The 6120-nt window shown below is 46.7% G+C and carries 4 protein-coding genes; 2 read left to right on the top strand and 2 right to left on the bottom strand.

From position 1 onward, the window contains the following. Nucleotides 1-626: CHASE2 domain-containing protein (locus tag QT974_RS29530; RefSeq protein WP_333471946.1), on the bottom strand; the 626-nt coding region annotated here is incomplete at its 3' end. 36 nt (nucleotides 627-662) lie between these two features. After that, on the bottom strand, nucleotides 663-1334 hold the full coding sequence (locus QT974_RS29535; protein ID WP_333471947.1) for a response regulator transcription factor: 672 nt from the start codon (nucleotides 1332-1334) through the stop codon (nucleotides 663-665). 462 nt (nucleotides 1335-1796) lie between these two features. Between QT974_RS29535 and QT974_RS29540 the strand changes: the two genes are divergently transcribed. After that, nucleotides 1797-5711: an NB-ARC domain-containing protein gene (locus tag QT974_RS29540; RefSeq protein WP_333471948.1), complete on the top strand. Its 3915-nt coding sequence runs from the start codon at nucleotides 1797-1799 to the stop codon at nucleotides 5709-5711. Nucleotides 5712-5903: 192 nt separating this feature from the next. Further along, on the top strand, nucleotides 5904-6113 hold the full coding sequence (locus QT974_RS29545) for a hypothetical protein (protein ID WP_333471949.1): 210 nt from the start codon (nucleotides 5904-5906) through the stop codon (nucleotides 6111-6113). Nucleotides 6114-6120: the final 7 nt, after the last annotated feature.

Raw genomic sequence — 6120 nt, forward strand, 5'->3', positions numbered from 1 at the left:
GAACCAAACCGCATTGCAAGGCGATCGCTCTTGCCATTGCTCAGTTCAATGCCTTCAGCTTTTAGATACGTTTCTGCCAGCCGTAAAGGCAGGGAAAATACATATTCTCGATCGTCTTCAGGTCGATTCGCTCCAAGTATCGCACGCCTGACTTTGCCGTCACTATCGGAAAGAACATCGGCAAAACCGATTTGTTCTGGGGGTAAGTCGGGGGGTGGTTTAATTGATATGGGTAAGACTTTTTCAAGCGCAATCAAATTTTTGATATCTTTAAAAGCTGCAACCAGTTCCGCATGACCGGGTTCAACGGGTATATCCCTAACAATATCGAGACCGATCGCTCTGGGCTGGTATTTCTGCAAAATCCTCAGCAATTTGGCAATTTCGCGATCGGGTATGGGGTAATTTCCGATACGTCGGATATCTTCCTCATTAATTCCAACAATCACAACTCGTTCGTCGATAGGTTCCGCAGGACGCAGGCACAGAAAAGAGTCGAGAGTTACCCATTCGATCGATTGCAGCGCTCCAGTCAGGCGAACGAGTATCACCAGCCCTATAACAGCAATTCCCGGTAATTCCCCTACAAACCAGACAGTAAATTGCTTGCTAATTTTCCTCCACATACCGGCCAGCAACAGTTTCTTCCTTAACTTTATTTATCAATCAATAAACCCCTCTTCTCTGGCTCGTTTCTCCGTTTGAATGCGGAGACTTTTGCCATCTTCCGGGTAAACGCCTAAAACATCTTGAACTTTTGTCCAGTAGTGGCGTATCGTTCTGAGTGCTACTCGCATTCGTTCGGCAATAACTTTATCTTCCAATCCTTCTTCAAAGGCGAGATTGAGTACCTCGATCCACTCTGGCTTGACTTCCCCTGGCGGCATTTTCAAGTCTTTGGTATGAGTAACTCCTTTGAGTGCTAAGTCAATTCGGCTCAACATTTCCTGACTGGAAAGTCCTTTGTCGGCTACAGTGAATCCTCCTTCATGAGTGTCGATGTCTGGTTTAATTCGCACCAGTGCCTTGACATAACTGCTTTGCACGACCAGATTCAGGGTGGGATAGTTTTTCATTAAATTTCCCAGGCTTTTGATGCCTCGATTGATTTCGGCAGTGTCCCCGCAAGTTTCTGGCAGGGAAAGATCCATAATAACTAGGTCTGGACTAAATGCTTCGACCTGCTGGAGTGCATTCTGGGTTGTTTTGGCGGTGAGGATTTCGGCTTGTCGGTAGTGCCGTTTCAGCAAGTCTAGCGTTCCGCTCAGGATTAGTTCGTGGTCATCCACCACAAGTATTTTGAGCGTCCTTTGTTCTGGTAAATCTTGGCTCATCGTTGAAACCTCGAAGTTGACAGCGTTACTGTACATCATGGCATCGGGTCATTATGGGGGAAAGGCTCGAAAAATCAATGTTTTTGCTTTAAGTGAAATCTTGAGTTTAACTTTTTGTCATGGAATAAGAATACAAATCGTCGAGCTAAACGATAAAATTGGTTTACTTTATAAGATATAAAAATCCGCTAGATAATACATTGCACGCTTGTGCCAACTCGATCGCACAAGTGTGCAATTGAGTTAGCACAAGTTAAGTCATTAACTTGGTACAGAAAGTTAAGGCGTTTCCCCCGTTCAACCTTCTACCGTTTGATAAACTCCCCGTCAAGCCAAGGACGGGGATTCTTGACGCTTCATTGAAACGTACTAACTTCCTTAAAATTCCCAAAATTTCCTAATTTTCGGTAAAATCCTTTCTTAACAGACTGGAAACCGCGAAGTTAACTCAGGTATCTTGCCATGAATCAGCCCAAGCCAAGACGCCAGCGCGGCGTACTCCTTACACCAACAGGATCGAAGAAACTCCAAGAGGCTCTTGGCGAGGCCCAAACTTGGGAGAATTCAGGAACCCGCTTCTCGCTTGAAGCACTGAGCGATCGCACTGGCGTAGAACCGACTACTATCCGAAAGGTATTGGAGCGCGAAAAAGGAGTTGACAAACAGACACTTAAGCGCTTCTTTCAAGGTTTTGACCTAGAGCTAGATGAGTGCGACTTTTTCAGACCTCAAGAAGAGTACGAACAGGTCGAAAGCTCGATCGTCAACCATAAGTGTCATGATTGGGGAGAAGCGATTGATGTCTCCACTTTTTATGGCAGGACAGAAGAACTAGCAACGCTAGAGCAATGGATTATTCAAGACTACTGCCGAGTTGTGGCTATCCTGGGTACGGGCGGAATTGGCAAAACCACTTTAGCCGTGAAACTAGCCCAACAGATTAGCGATTCTTTTGAATTTGTGTTTTGGCGAAGTCTGTTGCAGGCTCCACCGCTAGATGAACTGCTGGCGAAGCTGATTGGGTTTCTGTCAAAAGGGCCCGAACTCGTCCCAGCAACCACTGAGGAAAAGATTGCGCGACTGATTGATTATTTGCGATCGCACCGCTGCCTCATCGTACTGGATAATCTGGAAACCATCCTAGAAAGCGGCGAGGGGACATTCCACAGCAGAACTGGATACTACCGAACCGAATATGAAGATTACAGCAAACTCTTCAAAAGAATAGGAGAAACGTTTCATCAAAGCTGTTTGCTCTTGACTTCGCGAGAAAAACCAAGCGAAGTCGCCTCTCTGGAGGGAGTCACGCTACCCGTGCGATCGTGGCATCTCAAGGGTTTGCAACCCGTCGAAGGAAAAGAACTCTTGAAAGCGAAAAGTTTCTTGAATGGCTCCCAAGAGGAATGGCTTGACTTGGTTCAACGGTATTCTGGCAATCCCCTCGCTTTGAAGATTGTGGCAACAGCGATTCAAGAATTATTTGAGGGAAATATTTCCGATTTTTTAGCCCAAGAAATCGTTGTTTTTGGGGATATTAAAGACCTTTTGGCAACTCAGTTTAATCGCTTGTCATTAGTAGAAAAAGAAGTGATGTACTGGTTGGCAATTAATCGCGAACCCGTTTCATTGTCAGAACTGCGAGCAGATCTCATCACACCCTTGTCACCGCCCAAATTACTTGAGGCGCTAAATTCTCTCTTGAGGCGGTTTCTCATCGAGAAAAGTGCGGCTTGCTTTACCCTCCAACCTGTAGTGATGGAGTATCTGACGCAACAACTCATTGAGCAGGTTTGTGCAGAAATTGTAGGGTTTAAGGTTGCGATCGCAGCGGGTCGCGACCCAAGCGGGAAGGTTGAAGGTGACGATCCTGCGGTCGCTAACACAAAGCTTTCGCTATCAAATCAATCGGCTAAAGAGCCACCTGAAATTCCTTTACTACCTGCTAAAGAGCAACTTTTTAAGAGCCATGCTTTAATCAAAGCTACTGCCAAAGATTACATCAGAGATACTCAAATTCGCCTCATTCTTAAGCCATTACTCGCTCAATTGCTCTCTCTCCTTGGAGGTAAAAGTTGTGTTGAACATCAGCTAATTCAAATTCTTGGCAAGTTGCGTTGGCATTCGCAAAGTGCATCAGAAGCTGGTAGCATCGACCTTGACGTAGAGTCCCAAGGTGAGATACAGGAGGTCGCGTCTTCGGAGGAATTACCCTCTCCTCTAGACCTAAGAGATGAAAAGTCGCTGATGGAAATAGGATATGCAACTGGCAATGTAATTAATCTGCTTCGCCAACTGAATACCGATCTAAGCGGCTATGATTTTTCTGGTCTCACGGTTTGGCAAGCCGATCTGCAAGGAGTGAATTTATATCAAGTTAATTTCGCTCACTCCAACCTAGCTAAATCTGTTTTTACTGAAACCTTGAGTGGTGTCTTGTCAGTTGCCTTGACACCGGATGGAAAACTTTTAGCGATTGGTGATGGAAGTGGCAAGATTTACCTGTGGCAAGTAGCGACGGGTCAACGAATTCTTACCTATGAAGGTCATACGGGTTGGGTTATGTCCGTTGCTTTTAGCCCTGATGGTCAGACTCTAGCCAGTGCCAGTATGGATCGAACCGTGAAGCTGTGGAACCTCAGCAGCGGTCAATGTCAAAAAACTCTACGGGGGCACAGTAGCGGAGTAATGTCAGTCGCTTTCAGTCCGATCGCCCCAACCCCCCTTCATAAAGGGGGCGCAGGCGGGATCTTGGCTAGTGGCAGTTATGACCAAACTGTAAGACTGTGGGACATCAGCAGCGGTCAATGCCAAAAAACTTTGCAGGGACACAGTGGTGGTGTATTGTCAGTTGCCTTCTCTTCGAGTTCTCCTTCGGAGTACGATCCGATCCCCCCAACCCCCCTTAATAAGGGGGGCGCAGAAGGAATCTTAGCTAGTGGCAGTGCAGATGGAACGATAAAATTATGGCAGATTAGCAATGGTCAATGTTACAAAACCATACAAGGACACGATGGGGAGGTTTTTTCAGTTACTTTCAGTCCTGACGGTCAAACCCTTGCTAGTGGTGGTGAAGACTCTTTAATAAAATTGTGGTCGATCCGTAGCAGTCAACATCTCAAAACTTTGCAGGGACACGAATTAGGTGTTAAATCGGTTGCCTTTAGTCCTGATGGTGACATCCTAGTTAGTAGCAGTTGCGATCGCACGATCGAGCTGTGGTCGGTTAGCGGCGGAAACTGCCAAAAAACGCTCAAAGGACATGGGGAAACTGTGTCTTGTGTCGCGATCGGTCCTCCTGTAGAGGTGTACGGCTACATACCTCTGCTAGTCAGTGGCAGTATCGATCGAACGGTTAAGTTGTGGGACATCAGCAACGGCGAGTGTTGCAAAACCTTGCAAGGATATAGTGGTGGGGTGTTTGCTGTGGCTTTCAGTGGTGACGGTCAAACTCTAGCGAGTGGGGGTAGCGATCGGGCAGTCAGGCTGTGGGACATTAATAGCGGTGAGTGCAGCCAAATGCCAGGACATACTAATGCAATTTTATCGCTGGATTTTAGTTGCGATAATCGCCTGCTTGCCAGTGGCAGTTTAGATGGAACTGTGAGGCTGTGGGATCTTGCCACAGGGCGCTGCTTTAAGATGTTACAGGAACATACTAACCACATTCTTGCTGTTGCCTTCAGTCCCGACGGTCAAACTCTAGCGAGTAGTTGTTTTGACCAAAAAATCAGGCTGTGGGACGTTCGCACGGGTCAATGCCTCAAAACTTGGCAGGAGGATGCCTACTCAATTTACGCGATCGCTTTTAGCTTAGATGGTCAAACTCTAGCAGTTACTCTAGACGGAACGGTGAAGTTATGGGATGTTACTACAGGTCAATGCCGCCAAACTTTGCAGGCAGATGCTAATTTAGTGTTCTGCGTGGCTTTTAGCCCAGACGGTCAAATTCTAGCCAGTGGCGGTGATGACGGAACGATCGGGCTGTGGGATGTCGCTACGGGTGAGTGCCTCAAGGTGTTGGAAGGACATACTGACAGAGTTCTCTGTGTCGCATTCAGTCGCGATCGTTGCACCCTAGCTAGTGGTGGTGATGACGGAACAGTCAGGCTATGGGATGTCAGCATCGGTCAGTGCCGTCACATTGGCTCGTGCCATAGTAGAGGAGTATTCTCAGTCGCCTTTAGCCCACAAGGTATGACGCTAGCTAGTGGTAGTAAGGATGAGACAATTAAGCTGTGGGATGTCAGTAAGGGTGAGTGCCTAAAAACGCTCAGAAGCTTGAGACCCTATGAAGGGATGAACATTACGGGTGTTACTGGTTTAACCTCATCGCAAAAAGCAACGCTTCTTGCTCTAGGGGCTGTTGAGTGTGAATAGAGCTATTGGCTGTTCCGTACTTGTGTTTGACTAATATTTTTTCCACAAATATTTTAAAAACATTGCTATTAGTTGGGCCTTCTACGGCCGCCCTGTCAAGGCGATCGCATAATGTATTTGGTAGTAATATCAATTCCGGTTGCACCGTCAGGATATACTGAAAGAGCATCAAGAATGCAATGAGGACAATTTATGCCTAAACGCTTAAAGTTGGAACCCCATCAAACCCCCTCGGAGTTGTCTAAACTTTATCGTCAAGCGTCAGACCCAATTGAACGGACGCGCTACCAAATAACTTGGCTTTTAGCAACTGGACGACTTACCGAAGATGTCGCTTCGGTCACAGGTTACTGCCGGGGTGCATCTGGTTTTGGAAGCCTGAAGAAGCATGACCGCATATAAGTTATTA

The organism is Microcoleus sp. BM001215392, assembly GCF_036700185.1.
Lineage (GTDB): Bacteria > Cyanobacteriota > Cyanobacteriia > Cyanobacteriales > Microcoleaceae > Microcoleus.

Bases quoted from the DNA above. Each gene is read 5' to 3' on its own strand.
- QT974_RS29535 (WP_333471947.1), bottom strand. From the start codon at position 1,334: ATGAGCCAAGATTTACCAGAACAAAGGACGCTCAAAATACTTGTGGTG.
- QT974_RS29540 (WP_333471948.1), top strand. From the start codon at position 1,797: ATGAATCAGCCCAAGCCAAGACGCCAGCGCGGCGTACTCCTTACACCA.
- QT974_RS29545 (WP_333471949.1), top strand. From the start codon at position 5,904: ATGCCTAAACGCTTAAAGTTGGAACCCCATCAAACCCCCTCGGAGTTG.